This is a genomic window from Streptococcus sp. 449_SSPC (assembly GCF_001073005.1).
Taxonomy (GTDB): Bacteria; Bacillota; Bacilli; order Lactobacillales; family Streptococcaceae; genus Streptococcus; species Streptococcus salivarius_F.
Genome location: NZ_JVGR01000022.1, coordinates 1 through 20162 on the forward strand (window position 1 = coordinate 1; position 20162 = coordinate 20162).

Genomic DNA, 20162 nt, shown 5'->3' on the forward strand with positions numbered 1-20162 from the left:
AGTTTATCTTTTGCTCTAGGAATTTAGCCTGTGTTCAATTCTACAAGATACAAAAGGCGTGGAAAATTCCGTCAACACTTGCTGACTGCCATCTACTTCTAGCCCTTTGACCTTCACTCGCCTCTGATAATCATTGCGATACGCAAATCTTCATCAAACACGAACGAATTGCTTTATTTCATTTGAAACGTTAGATTTATTCTACCACCTGTTAGATTATTTGGATAATATGTATTTTTTATCGAGGTGATAAAGAAAAGATATAAATAAAATCTAGATTTCTGTAAAGAAAAAAACACCTTAGTCTCAGAGATTTATCCGAGACTAAGATGTCTGTGTTCTAAATCATAGTGCTTAAATCAAATGGCTTTCACGTTTATCAAACATTTCTTGTCCCAAGGCCACCAATTCCTTGATAAGGTCTGAGTAAGAAAGTCCCATATTTTCCCAAAGAAGTGGGTACATTGACCATTGGGTGAAACCTGGCATGGTGTTGAGCTCGTTAAGGTAGATGGCTCCATCCTCTGTCAGGAAGAAATCACAGCGGGCAAGACCACAACCACCGAGAGCACGGAAGGCCTTAGCCGCATAGGCACGCATTTGCGTCATGACTTCTGCAGGCACGTGAGCTGGGATGTCCATGGTAATCTTATTGTCGATGTACTTGGCTTGATAGTCATAAAAAGCCACGTCTTTGACCACTTCACCTGGATCTGTTGTCTTAACATTTGTATTGCCAAGGATACCAACTTCGATTTCTCGGGCAACCACACCTTGCTCAATCAAGATACGGCTATCATATTTGAGTGCTAAATCAATCGCTGCACGAAGCTCTGCTTCATTTTCAGCTTTAGAAATCCCAACAGATGACCCCATGTTAGCAGGTTTGACAAACACTGGGAAGGTTAATTTTTCAAGTGTCTCTGCTACTGCTGCTTCCAAATCTTCACCCTCGATGAAGACTGTGTAGGCAACCTGAGGCACACCAGCAACTTCAAGAATATGCTTGGTCATAATCTTGTCCATAGCCACACTTGAAGAAAGAACATTAGTACCCACGTATGGCAATTTGAGGGTTTCGAGGAAACCTTGGATAGAACCATCCTCACCCATTGGACCATGAAGAACTGGGAATACCACAGCGCCTGCTTCATAAATATCGCTCGGTTTGATAGCCTGACTAGCCACAACTGTGTCATTAGTCATGAGCTTCTCGTCATCACCTGGTGTTTCTGTAAATTCTTGTGTTTTAATAAAATCACCAGACTGAGTGATAAAGTAGGTTTTAACCTCAAATGCGCTGTAATCCACCGCACGCATAACACTCTCAGCTGAGAGTACAGACACTTCACGTTCTGCTGAACGTCCACCGTAGAGAAGGATAAGGATTTGTTTAGACATAGGTATACCGTTTTCTTTTCTTGATTTTCTAGTCTCAATTTTGAGAACATAATTACCTTAATCATATCACAAAAGAGAGGGATTTTCAAAAAGATTATGGGCAGAAAAAAACAGCCTGATAGCTGTTTTTTTCCTGTCTTAAATTTCATCACCAAGTTCGAACTTAGTGCCTTTAAGGGCACGTTTGAGAGACCACTTCCATGGTTTACCTTCGATAGTGACTTGTTTGTTTTCGAGGTCAACTTGAACCTTGTCTACGCCTTTGACAGCAGAGAGTTTTTCGGTAACGGTGTTGACACAACCTTGGCATTTCATTCCTGTAATATTATATGTTTTTGTCATTTTTCTTTCTTCCTTTTCTTTAATTATTTTTTTGATACACAGCTTAAGTGGCGGGAGTTATAAGTAACTGACGCTTAGACTTTGCGGCGTTTGAGTCGCAGAGCATTGAGAACGACGGAGACAGAGCTAAAGCTCATGGCCAGTCCTGCTATCATTGGGTCAAGTAGGGGACCTCCAAAGAGGTGGAGGACACCCATGGCCACTGGGATAGACAAGATATTGTAGATAAAGGCCCAAAAGAGGTTCTCTTTAATCGTTGTGATTGTCGCCTGACTAATTTTCAGAGCCTTAACGACATCCATGAGGCTTGGTTTCATAAGGACCATATCGGCACTTTCCATGGCAATATCTGTCCCTGAACCCATGGCAATACCGATATCAGCAGTCGCAAGGGCTGGGGCATCATTGATACCATCACCAACCATGATGACTGATTTTCCTTCTGCTTGAAGGTCGCTAATCACCCTAGATTTTTCTTGCGGAAGCACTTGACTGATAACACGCTTGATACCAACCTTTTGAGCGATGGCTTGGGCTGTTTGGTCATTATCACCAGTCAACATGATCACTTCCTTGCCCATTTGATGAAGGGCCGCCACCATATCGGCGCTATCCGCTTTAACCTGATCAGCTACACCAAAGAGTCCGATTAACTTACCATCTTCAGACAAGAAAATCGGTGTCTGACCATCAGCTGTCAAGTTTTGGAAATCAGCTTGTGCTGAAGTCAAGTCGACTTTTTCCTCTGCCATAAGGGTTTGATTCCCAGCTAGATAAGTTTTTCCTGCATAGCTAGCAGTTAGTCCTCGTCCAGTCAAACTTGAGAAATTATCCATTTCTAACAAGTCCAAGTTAGCATTCTCTGCCGCCACAAGGATAGCTTGACCCAAAGGGTGTTCAGACTTGGCTTCCAAGGATGCCAAAAGTTGCAAGGCTGCTCCGCTATTGCCATAAGTATAGCTAGAAACTAGCTGAGGTTTGCCCTGAGTAATGGTTCCTGTCTTGTCAAAGACGAGGACATCAGCCTTGTGAGCTAACTCGAGCACATCCCCACGCTTGTAGAGAATACCGTGTTCTGCACCAAGCCCTGTACCAACCATGATAGCCGTCGGTGTCGCAAGTCCCAATGCACATGGACAAGCAATAACCAAGACGCTAACTGCTACTGTCATAGCGAAGGTAAAGGTTTGTCCCATGACAAAGTACCAGAAGAGACCTGAAACAAGGGCGATAGCCATGACAACGGGAACAAAGACCGCTGACACCTGATCGGCTATCTTGGCAATAGGAGCCTTGGTTTGTTGGGCATCCTCAACCAATTTGATGATTTGGGAAAGCAAGGTGTCCTTACCAATCTTTTCCGCCTCATAAATCAGACTACCTTGACCATTAATAGAACCTGCAAATACTGGTTTACCAGCTGATTTTTCAATAGGAAGCGACTCACCTGTAAGCATACTCTCATCAATAGCAGAGCTGCCAGAAATCACTTGACCATCCACGGCTATCTTTTCCCCAGGTTTGACCACAATATGGTCACCAAGAACAACCTTATCCACAGGAAGCTTAACTTCCTTACCATCACGAAGGACAGTTGCTTCCTTGGCTGACAAGTGCATGAGTTTCTTGATAGCTTCTGAAGTTCGACCCTTAGAGAGGGTTTCAAAGTACTTACCAAGAGTAATCAGGGTCAAGATAACGGCCACCGACTCGAAATAGAGTTGGTGAACGTGATGGGCATGCCCCAATGAAATGTGGTAAGTACCATAAAGACTATAAAGAAAGGCTGCCGATGTTGCCAAGGCTACCAAGGCATCCATGTTAGGATGACCCTTGGCCAAGGTACGAAAACCATTACTATAGAAGGAACGGCCCAGCCACATGACGGGCACTGTCAAAACTAGCAAAACCAAGGCATAAGTCAAGGCTGCATGATGAGGAGACAAGAAGTTTGGCACAGGTAGACCGACCATTGGACCCATAGCTAGATAAAAGAGGGGAACGGTGAAGATTGATGACCAAATGAGACGCTCACGCACCTTGTGAATCTTGTCCTCTTCACGTTCTTCCTGACTTTTAGCTGTATCTGGGTTGTAGACTTCGGCCTCATAACCAGCGTCAGCCACAGCTTTTTCAATAGCTTCTGGACTGACCTTATCCCCAGCATAGTCCACAGACATTTTTTCGGTGGTTAGGTTAACCACAGCCTTGTCCACACCATCCAACTTATTAACAGCATTTTCAACATTGACTACACAGGATGCACAGGTCATCCCATTAACCACAAAGGTTTCTTTTGCCATTTCCTATATCACCTCCATATGATGCCCACAGGCGCATTGGCCTGGCACACAGTCACAAACCACCTGATCCACAGGTTTTTTTGCTAGAAGCAAGGCCTGTAACTTATCCACATCAGCTTGGGTCATGGGTGTCTTTGCCATGAGTTGTCCCAACAAATCGCTGTGTTTGGTCAAACAAATCTTGTCAAAAACAGCCTCTAAAGCTTGAAAATTCGCTTCATCTTCCCCCAAGCTAGCTTGATAGATAAACCCTCGTCCTTGACGCTGACTGGTTAGGTAACCCTTGTCCGCCAAACGCCCAAGCAAGGTCTTAACTGTCGAAGCCGACCAGTCAAGCTTTTTAGCTAGAATCGCTATAATCTCTGAAGAAGTCGCCTGCCCCTTAGCCCAGAGCACTCGCATGACTTCCCATTCCGCAGATGAAATTGTCAGCATGATATTTCCTTTCTGAATTTCGTTATTCGTTTACGTTTGTAAATTCATTTTAACGCTATCTTAGAAACGTGTCAAGAGTTTTGTTTACATTTGTAGATTTATTTTTAAAAAAATTTCCAAGATCACTTCAAGGACCTTGGAATGTTTTCATTATCTTTGGATAAAAGTTATGCCTCAGGATTTCTCTTATACAGTTTAGTCATAAGCATTATTCCCAAGACGAGTATAATGACTGGAAGACTGTATCCCAAATAAATCGTAGTGACCTGCAGACCTCTCTTAATAAGCATACCACTGACAAATACAACAATCCCTGTCAAAACCTGATTCAAGACCTCGATTTTCAAATAAAGCTTGTTGAGCTGTAGGGGATTCAACTTCTCTTGCAGGTAAACATTTTGCGAGATTCCAGAAATAGTTTGACCAACTGCTAAAAAGATATAGCTAAGCAAAACAGTCGGTAGGTTAGGTACAAATGGAAAGACGACAACGTAACCCAAATAGACAAGAGACCCCAACAAGTAAACGGTCATAGGGGAGTATTTAGTGAGACTTTTGAAAGATAGAATTGAACTCGTTGCTAGAAAGGCAATGGCCAAGAAGGACAGAGAGAAAGAATATGCCTGACTAGAAATACCGACATCTTTGGTCAGGAAGATAACCTCATATGCATCATATAAGACACCCACTGATTGTAAGAGTATAGTCATCATAACCATCTTAAGGACGACACTCTGCCTTCCAAAAATAGGACTACTTTGACTGGAAGAAACCTCCTCTTCTGAATCATTCTCACGGTCAAAAATAATCGGTCCCAGTTTAAACAACAAGAGGGTTGCTAGTAGCGTTAGCACACTGTAGACCAAAAATAAGCTCCCTAAATCAAGGCTACCCCAGAGACCAACTATCATAGGTGCTAAGAAATAGGAAGCCGACCCAATCATGGTATAGGTACTGTTAAATTTTTGTAAGTTGGCTTTTTTAACAAGCACAGGCACCGCTGAGGACAACAAACTGTTAAAGTAAGTCGTCAGCACTTCAGTCAAAACCACCAAAGCAAATACAAAAACACTACCCATGGCAAGATAAATCAAAGCCAGACAGACTGCCTTAAGCAATTCAATACCAATCAAAACATATTTTTTATTTGTGATTTTTCCTACAAATTGATGTCCCACATTGGCAAGAATCCCTCCTAAGAATTTGGCAATCCATAACCCTAAGACATAGTCCACTGAGATTTTAGAGAAAATAATGCTCAGTGCTATCGCATAACCGTACTCGATAATCAGCGACAAAAACCTATTAAGGAAAATAATTCTGGAATTGTTGGTAAACATTAACGATTTCTAAACCTTTTCTTTTTCATTGCCCTTATTGTAACACTGAGCATATTAGCCTTCAATAGTTCAACGCATTAAAAAAGCACCTCCTAAGAGGTGTCACACTTTACTAAGATAAGATTGAGTGGACGAGGCTACGTCCAAAATTCCTGCCTTCACCATACAAAAATGTAAACATGCCAGGATAAATAACAGCCAAGCAAATTATCATAAAGAGTATTGCTAGAGCTTTTTTATTTGATACAAAGAATGAAAAAATATAATCAATCATCTTTAGTGATACCTTCTCTTCTTTTTTTAGCTATAAAATCAGTCTATAGCTAAAAAAAGAAAAAAATAGTGACATAAATGTCACTAAGAAGGCTTATTCATTCGATACGAGATATACAAAAGCTGATTACGAGATTTAACTCTCAACTCAGACCTTTGTAGAGATACAAGGCACCAACCAAAAGAAAAATCAGTGCATAGTGATTCTCTCCTCGATAGAAAAAGAGTAAGGCTCCTATTAAGAAACAGACCCCTAGTATTACCCTCAATGATACTTTCATGTGTCTACCTTCTTTCTATAAGTAAGACGAAAATAAAAACAAGAGATAAATTTAATTCGCTACAATCCACCCATATTATAAGCTTGATAACTAAGAAAATCAAATTGTCCCAAAGAATGATTTGATAAAAAATACTCCCCATTTCTGGAGAGTATCATCTGCTATTTTTCAAAGTGTGAACCGAATGTAACAAATTCAGCGACGTCTTCTTCCTTACCGTCGTGAAGGTCACGGACGATTTTTGATCCCACGATAACACCGTCTGACACAGCGTTAAAGCGTTTGATGTCTTCCTCTGTTGACACACCGAAACCTGTGAGGACTGGAATGTCAGCATGAGCAGTCAAGTTAGCCAAGTGTTTATCAAGGTCATCACGGTAATTACCAGTCTTACCAGTAACGCCATTGATGGCAACGGCGTAGATAAAGCCTTCTGCACCATCAATCAACTGTTTCTGACGGTCAATACCTGTAGTCAAGCTTACCAAAGGCACGAGAGCAATATCACTGTCTTTCAAATAAGGGGTGATAAAGTCAGCGTGTTCGTCTGGCAAATCAGGAATAATGAGCCCCTTGACAGATGTATCTGCAAGATCCTTAACAAAGGCTTCGATACCATATTGATAAACTGGGTTGATGTAGGTCATGATAACCAAAGGTACCTGTGTTTTTTGTTCTTGAAGCTTCTTGATGATAGCTGTCAAAGTCACATCTTTAGCCAAACTACGTTGTCCTGCCAGTTCAATAACGGGACCATCGGCCACAGGGTCTGACCATGGAATACCCACCTCAATAGCTGAGACACCACTTTTTTCTAAGAGAGCGATAGTCTCAAAGAGCCCGTCTAGACCTTTTTCATGGTCACCAGCCATGATATAAGGTACAAAAATGCCACGTTTACTGTCTTTGATAGCTTGTAGGTGTTTTGTTAGTGTTTTTGTCATGGTTTATTTCCCTTCTGCTTCAGCTTCGAAACGTTCTTTAACCTGCATAACATCCTTGTCCCCACGACCTGAGAGGCAGACGATGAGGCTTTGATCTGGCGACATCTTAGCTGCCACTTTTTGCGCAAGCGCAATGGCATGGCTAGACTCAAGAGCTGGGATAATACCTTCTAAACGTGACAGAAGTTTGAAGCCTTCAAGAGCTTCTTCATCTGTGATAGAGTCGTAAGTCGCACGTCCAATTTCGTTGAAATAACAGTGCTCAGGACCAACCCCTGGGTAGTCCAGACCAGCTGAGATAGAGAAGGCTTCCATGATTTGACCATGGGCATCTTGGAGGACATCCATAAGCGCTCCATGAAGGATACCTGGACGGCCTTTGGCAAAGGTTGCGGCATGTTTTTCAGTATCAAGCCCCAAACCAGAAGCCTCAGCACCATACATGGCTACTGATTTATCATTAACAAATGGGTAGAACATACCGATAGCATTTGAACCACCACCGATACAAGCCATGACGGCATCAGGCAGTTTACCGCCAGAAATCTCTGCGTATTGACGTTTGGCTTCACGACCGATGACAGATTGGAAGTCACGAACAATTTCTGGGAATGGTGCGGGACCAAGGGCAGATCCCATGATGTAGTGAGTATCCTCGATACCTGCTACCCAAGCACGAAGGGCTGCATTTACAGCGTCCTTAAGCACGCGCGAACCATCTGTAACACTGAAAACTTTGGCACCAAGCAACTCCATACGGAAAACATTAAGCGCCTGACGTTTAACATCTTCCTCACCCATATAGATTGTACAGTCCATGTCGAAAAGGGCTGCGGCTGTCGCTGTTGCAACACCGTGTTGACCTGCACCAGTTTCGGCGATGATTTTCTTCTTGCCCATACGTTTGGCAAGTAAAACTTGACCAAGGGCATTGTTAATCTTGTGGGCACCTGTGTGGTTAAGGTCCTCACGTTTAAGATAAATTTGCGCTCCACCAATATGATCAGTCAAACGTTTGGCGTGGTAAAGAGGCGTCTCACGGCCCACATAGTTTTTGAGGAGATCATCCAATTCCGCTTGGAAACTTGGATCTTCCTTGGCCTCACGATAGGCCTTGTCCAATTCAATAACGGCTGTCATCAGCGTTTCTGGAACGAACTGACCACCGAATTTTCCGTAAAATCCTTTTGCATCAGGTTGTTGATATGTCATGCTTTCACTCTTTCTATAAATGCTTTAATCTTATCTAAATCTTTGTGACCATCTGTCTCGACACCTGAGGACACATCTAAGGCATAGGGCTGGAAAGTTTCCTTGGCCTCTGCCACATTGTCCACAGTCAAGCCACCAGCGATGAAATAGTCCTGTTCAATCTGTTTGTCCGCCAAGAGTTGCCAGTCAAAGGTCTGACCACTGCCAGCAATAGGAGCATCAAAAAGAAGATAATCCGCCTGGCTCTTGACTTGAGACTCACTATCCGAAATCTGAATAGCTCTAATAACTGGTACTGATATCTTTGGAATCAGAGCTTCATCAAAAGTTCCATGAATCTGAACGATATCTAAGGGAACCTGATTAATCGCTTCTTCCAACTCCTCAAGACTAGGTGAAACAAAGACACCGACAATTTTTGTCTGGCCTGTCACCCCTTTAGCCAGCTCGTGAGCTTGTTCAAGACTCACTTGACGCTTGCTTTTGGCGAACACAAAGCCAATGTAGTCAGCACCTGCTTCAACTGCAGTTGCTACCGCTTCTGGTGTCGATAGTCCACAAATTTTAACCTTTGTCAATTTGCAACTCCTTGACCTTTTCAGCCACATTTTCAGCTGTCATAAGGGCAGTTCCTACTAGAATCCCATTAAAATATGGGGCAACTAAGGCAGCATCCTGACCTGTAAAAATAGCCGACTCAGAAATATAAACAGGCTTGTCCTTGAAATGCGTTGATAACTCAAGACTGGTGTTGATATCTGTCTCAAAAGTGACTAAATTACGGTTGTTAACGCCGATAATCTCAGCACCAATACGATGAGCAACTTCCAATTCTGGCAGATTATGCGTTTCAACCAAGACTTCCAAGCCAAGGCTTGTCGCAAAATCGTAGAGCTCCTTGAGGCGAGCCTCTGGCAAGGCCGCTACAATCAAGAGAATGACTGTCGCACCCGCATTACGACTACTCACAATCTGTTTCTCATCAATAATGAAGTCCTTAGCCAAGGTTGGAATAGCCACCTGTGACGAAATTTCTTTCAAATAGGAAATATCACCCTTGAAGAAGACTTCGTCTGTCAAAACAGAAATCATAGCTGCCCCATTTTCTTCATAGGTCTTGGCCTGAGCCACAATATCCACATCTAGGTTAATATCACCCATGCTTGGACTGGCTTTTTTCACTTCAGAAATAATTTGCAGCTTGTTTTGATTTGACTTGAGAAAATCATAAAGACGATAGGTCTGACGCAAGGGCTGCAAGTCTTCCATGACCAACTGAGCCACTTCTTTTTCTTTTTGTTCTAAGATTGTTGGGAGAAAGGCTTTACTCATACTTGTACCTCTTGGAGTTGGCGAAGTTTTTCTAGGGCTGAGCCGTCCGCAATCAATTGACGAGCAAGCTCAACACCTTCTTTAATGGTCGCAACCTTACCATTGGCAAAGAAGCCAAGACCTGCATTAAGCACTGTTGTTTCAAGATAAGGACTAGCTTCATTTTTCAAGACACTAAGGAGAATCTCTGCATTTTCCTTAGCATCACCACCTGTGATATCAGACAACTCAACCTTTTCCATACCCAAATCTTCATAAGTGAAAGTGTGCTGGCTGATGTGACCATCTTCCAAAAGGGTGTAGGTGTTGGTGCCATAGAGGGCAGCTTCGTCCATATTGTCAGGACCTGTGATAATAACCGCACGTTTACGTCCCAACTGTTGAATAGCATTAGCAACAATTTCTTGTAATTCCACACGATAAAGCCCCATGAGTTGTGTCTCAAGGTCAAGTGGATTAGCCAGTGGCCCAACCAAGTTCATAATCGTTGGAATCCCAAGAGCTTGGCGGGCTGGACCGATAAAACGCATAGCTGGGTGCATGGTTTGAGCAAAGATAAAGGCCAAACCAACCTCATCAAGTGCTTTAGATAGGGTTTCTGGTGATGCTGCAACGTTGATTCCAAGGGCTTCAAGGACGTCAGCCGAACCAGATTTAGAGGAAATCGAACGGTTACCAGCCTTGGCCATACGAATACCACCTGCTGCTAGGACAAAGCAAACCGTTGTCGAAATGTTAAAGCTATAAGACTGGTCCCCACCAGTTCCACAGTTACACATAGCATCTGTGAAGGTCTCAGGCAAGACAGTCGCATGTGATTTGAGGGCACGCACGATACCTGTGATTTCATCTGCTGTTTCCCCCTTAGTCTTAAGCCCCATAAGGAAGGCAGCGATTTGGCTTTCTGAAACTTCATTTTTGAGAATACGGTCAAAGACTGCTTGGACTTGATCTTGAGACAAGTCTTGGCGGTTTGAGATTTGTAGGAATATTTCTTTCATATCTGTTTTCCTTTTAAAAACTGTTCAATGTTTTCTGATGCACGCGAGAGATTTTGAGCATAGACAAATCTAGTCCAAAGACTGTCCAACTAGCCTGCAACGATTTTTACGAAATTTTCAACCATCTTAAGTCCATCTGGACTTCCAATGCTTTCTGGGTGATATTGCAAACCGTAAATAGGTAGCTCCTTATGTTGAATGGCCATGATTTCTTGATCATCAGTTGTGATAGCTGTCACATCAAAGCCCTCTGGCATTTGGTCAACAACGATGGAATGGTAACGCATGATTGGGACATCATTGTCGATATCCTTAAAAATAGGCGATGGTGTTTCAAAAGTGATGTTACTTTGTTTTCCATGCATGACATTTTTAGCCAAGCCAAGTTTACCACCAAAAGTTTCCGCAATAGCCTGATGCCCCAAGCAAATTCCCATCATCGGTTTTTTACCAGCGAAATCCTTGATCAAGGCTTCCATTTTACCCGCATCAGCTGGCCAACCTGGACCCGGTGAAAAGACTAGCCCATCAGCTTTTTCCGCCTCTTCATAGAGGTTCTCATCATCGTTACGCAAGACCTTTACCTCTGTAAATGTCCCTAGGTATTGTGCCAAATTATAGGTAAAAGAGTCATAGTTATCAACTAATAAAATCATTGGGCATCTCCTATTCTTGTCATAGCTTTCGCCTTGTTAATCGTTTCGTAAAATTCATTTTCAGGAACACTATCGTAAACAACACCTGCACCTGCTTGAACATAAGCTTTTTGATTTTTGAGAATCATGGTACGGATGGCAATGGCAAAGTCCATATCTCCTGTCGCAGACAGATAACCAATAGCTCCCGCATAAATACCACGTTTTTCCTGCTCAAGCTCATAGATACGGCGCATGGCACGAATCTTAGGTGCTCCTGATACGGTTCCAGCTGGTAGGGTTGATTTAAGCGCATCAAGTGCTGTCAATTCCGGCAAGAGTTGCCCCTTAACCACACTGGTAAGGTGCATCACATAGCGGAAATACTCAACCTCCATATACTTGGTCACCTTGACCGTACCATTTTTAGCAATCTTACCAATATCATTACGTCCCAAGTCAACCAACATACGGTGTTCCGCAGTTTCTTTAACATCATGTGAGAGTTCATCTGCCAAAGCAGCGTCTTCCGCCTCATTAGTACCACGAGGGCGAGTTCCAGCAATCGGATTGGTTACCACCTCTCCATTTTTCACTGAAACCAAACTCTCTGGGCTAGCACCAATCACCTGATAATCTCCAAAATCGTAGAAATAAAGATAGTTTGATGGGTTGGTCACACGCAAGTTACGGTAATAATCCAAAGGATCTCCCTCAAAGTCCGCCGAAAAGCGTTGGCTAAGCACACATTGGAACATATCTCCCTCACGAATAAGTTTCTTGGCCTTAGCCACCATATCCATGAAGACTTCTTTTTCGATATGATTTGAAAATTGCAAGGCTTGCAAGGCCTGAGGTGTAAACTCGTTTGGCGCCTGAGTCTGGAGATTGGTTACCACCTGACCAAGAGCTTGACGCACCGCATCGTTGTCACGACCAGAGTAGATATTGTCTTCAACCACATATACCTTTTCCTTCTTGTGGTCAAAAATCAAATAAGACTCATAGATGAAGAAATGCATATCAGGTGTTCCAATCGTATCTTCTGGAATCTCACCGATATTTTCATAGAGACCAATCATGTCATAGCCTGCAAACCCGATAGCACCACCTGCGAAAGGTAGGTCAGACTTGATGCCCTTGACTGTTACTTGGTCCAAGTATTCGAAAGGATCTTGATCAATCGCCTTACCATTTTCATAAAGAACACCATCCTTGAAGGTCACTTCAAAGACCGGATTGTAGGCAACAATAGAAAAACGTGCATTTTCCTTCTCACGAGGAATAGATTCAAGGATAACCTTGTGTTCCCCTTGAACACGCATATAAGCCAAGATTGGTGTTAAGGTATCGGCTGGTAAAATTTTTCTCATAATATTTCCTTTCAAACTGGTTTATCGAGAGTAAGAAGACTGATGCAAAATCCTGTCACAGCTTGCAAAGACTAGCTGCCACTGGAGCAACTAAATCTCCTTTAGATGTAATCATAGCAACTATGATTGGACAAAACTAAACAAAAAACCTCACAGAGAAAAACTCTGTGAGGGCATTAAATCTAGTTTAACACGGTACCACCTCAGTTAATGGTCTCCAAAAAAACGACCATCATCTCTATCTCCTCTAACAAGGAGTTGCACGGTAAGGGGTGCCAACCGAGAAGAATATGTATTACCTTCTCATTATCATCCAATCAGCCCAATGTTCGCTCATCTCGATTACCTACTCACAATCACCGCAGGCTCCCTGAAAATCTAAGACCAGTTACTTTCTGATTTACTAACTATTGTACTCCTTTTTAGAGGGATGTCAAGAATTTTCTGTTAATTTTGACAATTCCTCCCTTATAAGATTCGTCCATACCTAAGCCAGAGAGCTATATATTATCGTCCTCTTAATTTACAAAATAAAAAAGCCCCAAAAGGGACTTCTCGGTTTGATAAACAACGGCAGGGTGACAGTCCTGCATCTCTTTCAGACCCGAAGGTGCGGCGGCTGCCTCTTCCGCCCTCGTTGTTAACTCTTACCTATATTATATCACATTTTCTTAGCTCTACCAGCATTTAGATAGTTTTTCAGCTTAGAATCTTTAATCACGAACATGGTACGGACATTAAGTTTATCACATAATCTGACAGCCACTAGAACGTTACCATCAATGCGTTTGATGTATTCCAAGGACTGGCCATTAGGATGGCGACCGATATAGTCCGGATGAGCAATAATCTCTGGAATACGCTCATAGGTGGCATCAAAATCACTGAATTCCTGGCGATGTTTTTCCATATGCTTCTTACGTTGTGCAGACAGCGTGATTTCTTCGCCAGGCTTGTAGTCCAAATCAAAAGCTTTAATGGCTTTTGGTGTCAAGTGCCCTACTATTTTCATGCCTCTATTGTACCATACCTCATACACATCAAGGTCTTTCCTACTGTTGAGGTATCAAAAAAAACTCAAGCCTGTTACCAAGCTCGAGTTTTGACTTATGTTTTTTGGAAAGCACCTTGTTTGTAGCTAATCCAGAAGAAAAGCGGTGTACAGATAGCCATTGCTACCAGATAGATTGGCAAGGTGTAGCTATTAAGTGTCGAAATTTCAATCACATCTCGAAGATAGTAAGAGCTAATTAAGAAACCAAAGACTGAGTAAATAATCAAGGCCACACGCCCCTTATTCAACGGGATACAAGCACGAATAACGGCAAGAACACCCGTTGATCCCATCATATAGTAAGACAGCGTCAGCATGTCCGTATTGCTCATACCAAGATAGACCTGAGATAGATGGAAAATAAGAACACTGATAACCAGCATCAAGGCATTAGGAATAGACAACTGGAGCGAACGTCTGAGGAAATGTTTCTCAACAGGTCGTATATTACGTTCGAAGGTCAAAATAAATGGTGGAAGACCCTCGATAAATTGCCCCGCTAAAGTCATCTGAACCTGAATGAATGGGAAGACCAAGAGGTACTCTGCCTTTCCAAAAACAATACTGGCAATACAGATAAGTCCCAAAAGGAAGGAATAGACCGTTTTAATGAGGAAAATAGGTGCAATGTGGGCAATATTATTAACCACACGACGTCCCTCAAATAGAATTTCAGGAATATCCTTAAACTCCGAATCCATAAGCACCAAGTTGGCAATCTGACGAGTAGCGGGATCCCCTTCAGCCATAACAATCGAACAGTCCGCTTCACGTAGTGCCAAAATATCGTTGACACCATCACCAGTCATAGCTGTGGTATGCCCGTTGGCATTAAGGGTTTGGATTAACAACTTCTTCTGATGTGGAGATACGCGGCCAAAGATTGCCGTATCTTCAGCCAAAGCCTCCAACTCCTCATCACTGACCTTAGAACAGTCAATATAGCTTTGATAATCCGCAAAACCAGCCTGGTGGGCAATATGAGAAACCGTCACAGGATTGTCACCAGAAATAATCTTAAGCGTCACATCTTCTGAACGTAGGTATTCCAAAGTTTCTGCAGCATCCTCACGAATAGGATCGGCAATTTCGAGCAAGGTCAAGCCTTCAACATCATTCGGCAAACTCATGGTCTCTGTATCAACCGCTGACTGACTCCATGCCAAAATCAAAACACGAGAACCACGAGCCTGAGCCTGATCGACTGCTTTTGGATTTTCCTTAAGAAGCATCTCAGGCGCTCCCAAAAAGAGAGTTCCTACCCCGTCAATGCTCATAGCACCCCATTTACGATCACTTGAAAATGGAATAATATCCCCTACCTGATAGTGATGCTCCAGACCTTCATAGGCATTCCGAATCGCCTGAGCCGTTGCATTGTTATCCTTGCTATGCTGCATGTAAGCCGCAAGCAAGCGCTCCAACTCCTCTTTAGTGAAACGCTCTGACAGTAGTTTCAGACCCTTAACGGTCATCTTTCCTTGCGTAATTGTCCCTGTCTTATCTAAACAAAGCACATCGACACGCGCCAAGGTTTCGACAGAGTACATCTCCTGCACCAGGATATGTTTCATTCCAAGCTTAATAACGGCCGTCAAAAGAGAGGTAATTGTCAAAAGGGCAATCCCCTTAGGCAACATTCCCAAAAGGGCTGTCGAACTGGTAACTACCGACTCTTGAAGAGAGAGCTGTTTAATCAAGTAAGCCTCAAAAAAGAGCGCAAGCCCAAACGGTATCACAATCTTGCCCGTAAACTTAGCAATCTTATCCATATTATAGAGGATACGTGACACGATTGGCTTATGCGTCTTGGCCTCTAGCATGAGTTTATTGGCGTAATTGTCCTCGGCTACGTTAATAACCTTAGCATAAACTTGACCACTTACAAGGTAAGAACCCGAGAGCAACTCCTTCCCATCCTTCTTGAGAATAAGGTCACTCTCACCCGTCAGCATAGCCTCGTTGAGCTCAGCCATCCCATCAACAACCACGGCATCACTAGGCACCTGTTCACCCGCAGACAAGAGCATGATATCATCCAAGACAATATCCTGAGGATCAATAGAAGTCACCTGACCATCACGCACCACACGGATCTGATCCTTATTCATAAGATTGAGCTTATCAATCATGCGACGGGCACGCAACTCTGTCATCATCCCCGTAAAGGCATTAAGCACAATGATTCCGAAGAAAAAGAGATTCGACCAAGCCTGAACAGCAATCAAGGCCACAAAAATAGCAAAATTGAGCATATTAAAGGAGTTAAAGACATTACGTCTAAAAATCTCCCAGTTGCTGGAGCCAGTTTTTGCTTTAAAATGATTTGTTTTACCGGCATCTATCCGCCGCTTGACCTCCACCTGCGTCAAGCCTTGTAACTGTTTTTTCATAACTTTCATAGTAGCATAAAAATGAGGTGTTTTCAAAGGTTAGCCGTCATAGATAGCCAGGAAATAGACCTATTATATCGAACCGCTCTTCCGACTATTTCACTCAACCTAAACTACTTTCAAATAGCAAAGACAGGAGTCCCTACAAAACACTTCTATGCTATCTTATTTCCTAATTAAACCTACTTTGGTAAATTAAATTAAACAACCATTGAAGATTGATAAAGGGTTTTGTTTGAACCTTCATAATTGGGGAAAAATCTTCCCTAATCTCTCGTTTAATTTGTGATTCATTAACTTTAGTTCTTTTTGCTTCTTCTGAAAAATAACTGACGTCCTCAAATCTAAACGTACTGTCAAAACCGATAGTCATATTATCTTTATCATATAAAAAACTTCCTAAGCTTTTTGTTAAATAAGATTTGCTTTTAGTATTTATAATAGCATTTGTTCCATCATCGTCGTATCGAATACCATCAATCTCCGGCGTATAAATCCATCCCATATTCTCTACCAACATAACTAGATCTGGCTCCGTCCCCACCTTATGAGGGATATGCTGAGCATAATAAACAGAGTGGTATTTTAAATTAAAAAAAGTAAATAGGCTCATTCCTAAGACTGTATACAGCCCTATAATTAGTCCTACAAAAATCGTCAAAATATTTCTTTTTTGCATTCTTATCTTCTCTTTCTTTTTTATCTCCAATCGAATCTTGACTGGATTAACAATAAACCATTGTACACTATTTATAACAAATCTTACAATTTAAGGATTTATGGCTTTTGTGATTGCTCTAACATTTTTTTGAATAAGAAAAATGAAGTCTTACCAAATTTCCCTCAATACTCCTTCTACTTTTTCAATCAAGCTAAACATGGTATAATAGTTGAGGTTTTGACTGCCTATTCTATAAGGCAAAATAAGGCAGTATAATTTAAGAAACAGGGGCTAAACCCTTGATATGAAAGGAATCTAGAAAATATTATGATGAACATGCAAAACATGATGAAGCAAGCTCAAAAGCTTCAGAAACAAATGGAAAAAAGCCAAGCTGAATTGGCTGCTACAACTTTCACTGGAAAATCAGCACAAGACTTAGTTGTTGCTGAATTAACTGGTGACAAAAAAGTGGTTAACATCACTTTCGCTGATGCTGTCGTGGATCCTGATGATGTGGAAACACTTCAAGATATGACTGTTCAAGCACTTAACGATGCTCTTGGACAAATTGACGACGCGACTAAAAAATCAATGGGTGCCTTTGCAGGTAAATTGCCATTCTAAAAAATGATAAGGAATCTCGCGGTTCCTTTTTTCTATACACTCATTAAGCAATTCAGTCATAACATACAAAAGACTTGGACAAGAAATCCAAGTCTTTTTGTGATAGTCATATAAAAACTTTATTCTTCAACCAAAGCAAGGCCTGACTGTGCGTCTTCTTCGTTGGCTAATTTATAGCGATTCTTTTGACCTAAGTAGATGCTCGCCGAATTTAATGAACTTTCTAAAGTAGGGTAATTCACATCCTCATTCGCTGTTTGGGTAGGTACAGGTCCTGAAATTAATAGCTCATCATCATTCTTGACATAAATCTGGTATTCCCCAACTTCGCTAGTTTGAGCTAAAATCTCATTCAACAAGTCTGGGTTAAGCGTTTGAGCGACGCCATCAACCACTTGATTAGAGTCCTGCTTATGCTCCGACGAATCCACTACTTCAGTGATAACGATGTAATCAGGAGTTTCTTCATCTGAAGTCTTAGATTCGTCAGTTTCTGGCTGTTTTTGTCCAGGTGTATCTTGTTTCTTCGTATCTTGAGCTTGCCCATCATGAGTCTTCAATTCCTCATCACTAACGGTTTGAACCTTAGTCTGATTGGCATCTAAATCAAGTTTTGGCGCTTCTTTGACATCAGCTGAAGCTCCACTGGTACCCATGAATAGAGCTAGAGTCCCCAAAGTAGCAATCAAGCTGATTATTGCTTTGCCGATAAAACCATTATCTTTGTTCTTAATCATAAATCCCTCACTATTTGTTTGGTTAGCTCTAACTAGCTAACAACGAGTCTAATTTGCTGCTGTAGGAGGTAAAAGGTTGGTTGAGCTGTTTGACCAACCCTTCACCCAGATAACAATCTTAGCATGCAAAACCCTTGATTTCAAGCATTTCTTTAATTTTTAAGCATTTTAAATAAATGACAACTTCATGTCTTAAAATTGATGACAATCTATTATCAGATTAGCTTTTTTAAGCTATGCAAATGGTAATTTCTTTAAGTAGTACTTAGGGAAATAATACTTGTTTTTTAGACAGATTCTTCAAAAACCACTTTTGCTGACTCATCTCCCCCAAAATTTTATCGGATAGCAAAATTCTGTCCAAACACTTTAAATGTAACTATAAAATAGAATTCTTGAGTAAGAATGTCGAACTCTCAATACCCTAAAATAAGATTAGAAACTAAAGTCCCTCGATTAGTTCAAAGAAAGTTACAACAAAAGGATTTATAAACAACTTTATAAACCACCTCCCAATAAACAACTCATTCTAAAAATGTACATCCCTCATTTAGATATCACATTTTAAGGTAATCGCAACTTCTTTAAAAATAACTAACACACAAAAAATCATTACGAAAAGCCCTCTATTTCCCCATAAATAACTTTCCCCATATAGAAAATCTATCCTCCAAATTAAAAAAAATGTCCGTATTCTGGATACGTCATTGCTAGAAACTATGAAAAAACTCTTTATCTATCATCAACTTTGACGGAAAACTAGATCCCCTTTGGCACCCCTATGATGAAGTATTTACCGACCTAAACTCTCCGATAATTATGGAAATTGAAAAAAATAGTATATCCACTCCGTAAAAGACTAAAAATAACCTAACTTTATAACTATTTCACCAAATCTTCACCTTACTCAAAGCTCATTTGAAATAGTATTTTCTCATATGTAAGCGCTTCGTCCACATTTCTGTCACATGTAAGAAGAACTTCTCCACTTTTAAACCTTTTTTCCCTCAAAACCTAGATATTCCAAGGAAAATCCGTTACAATAGAGTACGGAAAGATAGGTAATTGTCAGCATCATTATTTTCGTATGAAAGGGAAATTCATGGCTTATATTCAAATGAAGCATAGCTATAAACGCTATAAAACCGGTGATCTGGAAATTATCGCAAACAACGACGTAAGCTTTGATATCGAAAAAGGGGAGCTTGTCGTTATTCTTGGTGCCTCTGGCGCTGGGAAATCAACTGTTCTTAACATCTTGGGTGGTATGGACACCAATGACGAAGGCCGCGTCATTATTGATGGTAAGGATATCTCTGAATACACAGCCAAAGAACTTACAACCTATCGTCGTGAGGACGTTGGCTTTGTGTTCCAATTTTACAACTTAGTTTCTAACCTTACGGCCAGGGAAAACGTCGAACTAGCATCTGAAATCGTTCCAAACGCTAAAGATGCTACTCAAACACTGGTCGAAGTCGGTTTGGGAGACCGCTTAGACAACTTCCCATCACAACTATCTGGTGGGGAGCAACAACGTGTCGCTATTGCACGCGCCGTTGCCAAAAATCCAAAGATTCTTCTTTGTGATGAACCAACAGGGGCTCTGGATTATCAAACAGGGAAACAAATCCTGACCCTCCTTCAAGAAATGGCTCGCAAACAGGGAACAACTGTTATTATCGTGACCCATAATGCTTCTCTAGCTCCAATTGCCGATCGTGTCATTCGAATGCACGATGCCAAGATTAAGAGTGTGGAACTTAATCCTAATCCACAAAAAATCGAGGACTTGGAATACTAGAAAGGAGCAACGTC

Annotated in this window: 18 protein-coding genes; 2 read left to right on the forward strand and 16 right to left on the reverse strand. The window is 41.6% G+C overall.

Annotated features, from left to right (window positions below; genetic code table 11):
* Positions 1-354: 354 nt before the first annotated feature.
* The 15 genes from ADH51_RS04310 to ADH51_RS04380 form a co-directional block, all read right to left on the reverse strand.
* A complete protein-coding gene (locus ADH51_RS04310; protein WP_048674672.1) occupies positions 355-1401 on the reverse strand; it encodes a D-alanine--D-alanine ligase in 1047 nt (348 codons plus the stop codon).
* 138 nt (positions 1402-1539) lie between these two features.
* Positions 1540-1743, reverse strand: a complete 204-nt coding sequence (gene copZ / locus ADH51_RS04315; RefSeq protein WP_002891592.1) for a copper chaperone CopZ — start codon at positions 1741-1743, stop codon at positions 1540-1542.
* 74 nt (positions 1744-1817) lie between these two features.
* Positions 1818-4046, reverse strand: coding sequence for a heavy metal translocating P-type ATPase (locus tag ADH51_RS04320; RefSeq protein WP_048674674.1), 2229 nt, complete (start codon positions 4044-4046; stop codon positions 1818-1820).
* Positions 4047-4049: 3 nt separating this feature from the next.
* A complete protein-coding gene (locus tag ADH51_RS04325; protein ID WP_048674676.1) occupies positions 4050-4481 on the reverse strand; it encodes a CopY/TcrY family copper transport repressor in 432 nt (143 codons plus the stop codon).
* A 167-nt stretch (positions 4482-4648) separates the two neighbouring features.
* Positions 4649-5821, reverse strand: a complete 1173-nt coding sequence (locus tag ADH51_RS04330; RefSeq protein ID WP_048674679.1) for an MFS transporter — start codon at positions 5819-5821, stop codon at positions 4649-4651.
* Between the two features lie 715 nt (positions 5822-6536).
* A complete protein-coding gene (gene trpA, locus ADH51_RS04335) occupies positions 6537-7319 on the reverse strand; it encodes a tryptophan synthase subunit alpha (protein WP_048674682.1) in 783 nt (260 codons plus the stop codon).
* Positions 7320-7322: 3 nt separating this feature from the next.
* Positions 7323-8531: a tryptophan synthase subunit beta gene (trpB, locus tag ADH51_RS04340; protein WP_002891598.1), complete on the reverse strand. Its 1209-nt coding sequence runs from the start codon at positions 8529-8531 to the stop codon at positions 7323-7325.
* Positions 8528-9109: a phosphoribosylanthranilate isomerase gene (locus tag ADH51_RS04345; protein ID WP_048674685.1), complete on the reverse strand. Its 582-nt coding sequence runs from the start codon at positions 9107-9109 to the stop codon at positions 8528-8530. Before ADH51_RS04345 ends, trpB begins: the two co-directional genes overlap by 4 nt.
* Positions 9096-9863, reverse strand: a complete 768-nt coding sequence (gene trpC, locus ADH51_RS04350; protein ID WP_048674687.1) for an indole-3-glycerol phosphate synthase TrpC — start codon at positions 9861-9863, stop codon at positions 9096-9098. Before trpC ends, ADH51_RS04345 begins: the two co-directional genes overlap by 14 nt.
* Positions 9860-10864, reverse strand: coding sequence for an anthranilate phosphoribosyltransferase (trpD, locus tag ADH51_RS04355; protein WP_003094346.1), 1005 nt, complete (start codon positions 10862-10864; stop codon positions 9860-9862). Before trpD ends, trpC begins: the two co-directional genes overlap by 4 nt.
* An 89-nt stretch (positions 10865-10953) precedes the next feature.
* Entirely contained in the window at positions 10954-11520 is a 567-nt protein-coding gene (locus tag ADH51_RS04360; RefSeq protein ID WP_002884711.1) for an aminodeoxychorismate/anthranilate synthase component II, read from the reverse strand.
* Positions 11517-12872, reverse strand: a complete 1356-nt coding sequence (gene trpE, locus ADH51_RS04365; RefSeq protein WP_002884468.1) for an anthranilate synthase component I — start codon at positions 12870-12872, stop codon at positions 11517-11519. Before trpE ends, ADH51_RS04360 begins: the two co-directional genes overlap by 4 nt.
* Positions 12873-13533: 661 nt before the next feature.
* Positions 13534-13884 carry a PBECR2 nuclease fold domain-containing protein gene (locus tag ADH51_RS04370; RefSeq protein WP_048674695.1) on the reverse strand — a complete coding sequence of 117 codons (351 nt, stop codon included), beginning with the start codon at positions 13882-13884 and terminating at the stop codon, positions 13534-13536.
* 95 nt (positions 13885-13979) lie between these two features.
* Positions 13980-16328, reverse strand: a complete 2349-nt coding sequence (locus ADH51_RS04375) for a cation-translocating P-type ATPase (protein WP_048675003.1) — start codon at positions 16326-16328, stop codon at positions 13980-13982.
* A 163-nt stretch (positions 16329-16491) separates the two neighbouring features.
* Positions 16492-16998, reverse strand: a complete 507-nt coding sequence (locus ADH51_RS04380) for a hypothetical protein (protein ID WP_048674697.1) — start codon at positions 16996-16998, stop codon at positions 16492-16494.
* Positions 16999-17307: 309 nt separating this feature from the next.
* Here ADH51_RS04380 and ADH51_RS04385 point away from each other — a divergent pair, with 309 nt between their 5' ends.
* Positions 17308-17607: a YbaB/EbfC family nucleoid-associated protein gene (locus ADH51_RS04385; protein ID WP_048674700.1), complete on the forward strand. Its 300-nt coding sequence runs from the start codon at positions 17308-17310 to the stop codon at positions 17605-17607.
* A 119-nt stretch (positions 17608-17726) separates the two neighbouring features.
* On the opposite strand, the gene ADH51_RS04390 is transcribed toward ADH51_RS04385, so the two are convergent.
* A complete protein-coding gene (locus tag ADH51_RS04390; protein WP_048674703.1) occupies positions 17727-18344 on the reverse strand; it encodes a hypothetical protein in 618 nt (205 codons plus the stop codon).
* Between the two features lie 1102 nt (positions 18345-19446).
* Here ADH51_RS04390 and ADH51_RS04395 point away from each other — a divergent pair.
* Positions 19447-20148 carry an ABC transporter ATP-binding protein gene (locus ADH51_RS04395; RefSeq protein ID WP_002884692.1) on the forward strand — a complete coding sequence of 234 codons (702 nt, stop codon included), beginning with the start codon at positions 19447-19449 and terminating at the stop codon, positions 20146-20148.
* Positions 20149-20162 lie beyond the last annotated feature (14 nt).